This window comes from Escherichia sp. MOD1-EC5990 (assembly GCF_002965285.1).
GTDB classification, from domain to species: domain Bacteria; phylum Pseudomonadota; class Gammaproteobacteria; order Enterobacterales; family Enterobacteriaceae; genus Escherichia; species Escherichia coli_F.
Map to the genome: position 1 here is coordinate 1 of NZ_PTRV01000069.1, position 1221 is coordinate 1221.

1 protein-coding gene is annotated in these 1221 nt (G+C 53.6%); it reads right to left on the reverse strand.

All coding sequences use genetic code 11. The features are described 5' to 3' along the window. Positions 1 to 28 precede the first annotated feature (28 nt). A protein-coding gene (locus BEB42_RS25885) for an IS3 family transposase (RefSeq protein ID WP_089578868.1) occupies positions 29 to 1149 on the reverse strand; the annotation gives its coding sequence in 2 pieces (ribosomal slippage) (positions 29 to 891 and positions 891 to 1149; 1122 coding nt in all). Between the last annotated feature and the right edge of the window lie 72 nt (positions 1150 to 1221).

Genomic DNA, 1221 nt, shown 5'->3' on the forward strand with positions numbered 1-1221 from the left:
GACCTGCCCCCAGTATTAGATACAACGATCAGTTAGTAATGTCGGTTTGTTTACCTTCTAATTTTCCATTTCTCCAGCTTGCTGCAAATTCAGCCGGCGTCTGGTAATTCAGCGATGAATGCGGTCTGGACTCGTTATAGTCCTGCCGCCAGTCATTAATGATTTCCCGGGCATGAAGAATATCGCTGAACCAGTGTTCATTCAGGCATTCATCCCGAAAGCGACCGTTGAAACTCTCAATAAATCCGTTCTGCGTTGGCTTACCTGGCTGGATAAGTCGCAACTCCACACCATGCTCAAAGGCCCATTGATCGAGGGCGCGGCAGGTAAACTCCGGGCCCTGATCGGTTCTTATTGTCGCCGGATAGCCACGAAAGAGCGCGATGCTGTCCAGAATACGCGTGACCTGAACGCCTGAAATACCGAAAGCAGCGGTGATCGTCAGACACTCCTTCGTGAAATCATCCACACAGGTCAGGCACTTAATCCGACGGCCGCTGGCAAGTGCATCCATGACAAAATCCATCGACCATGTCAGGTTCGGTGCATCCGGGCGAAGAAGCGGAAGCCGCTCAGTCGCCAGACCTTTACGACGTCGTCTGCGCTTTACACTCAGGCCGTTAAGGTGGTAAATGCGGTATACCCGCTTGTGGTTGACGTGAAGGCCCTCCCGACGTAATAACTGCCAGATGCGCCGGTAACCAAAACGCCTTCGTTCGAGTGCCAGTTCTGTGATACGCCCTGATAAATGCGCATCCGCCGCCGGACGCTGAGCCTCGTAGCGGCAGGTCGACAGGGACAAACCTGTAAGCCTGCAGGCACGACGTTGCGACAGAGCGGTCGCATTACACATAAACTCAACGGCTTCCCGCTTCTGGTCTGTCGTCAGTACTTTCGCCCCAGAGCCACCTGAAGTGCCTCCTTATCCAGCATGGCTTCGGCAAGCAGCTTCTTGAGTCTGGCGTTCTCTTCCTCAAGCAACTTCAGGCGCTTAACCTCGGGCACTTCCATACCGCCATACTTCTTGCGCCACGTGTAAAAGGTGGCGTCGGAAATGGCGTGCTTGCGGCAGAGCTCACGGGCAGAAACCCCGGCTTCAGCCTCGCGGAGAATACTGATGATCTGTTCGTCGGAAAAACGCTTCTTCATGGGAGTGTCCTCATGTGGTTTATGAAGACATTACTAACATCGCGGTGTATTAATCAACGGGGAGCAGGTCAA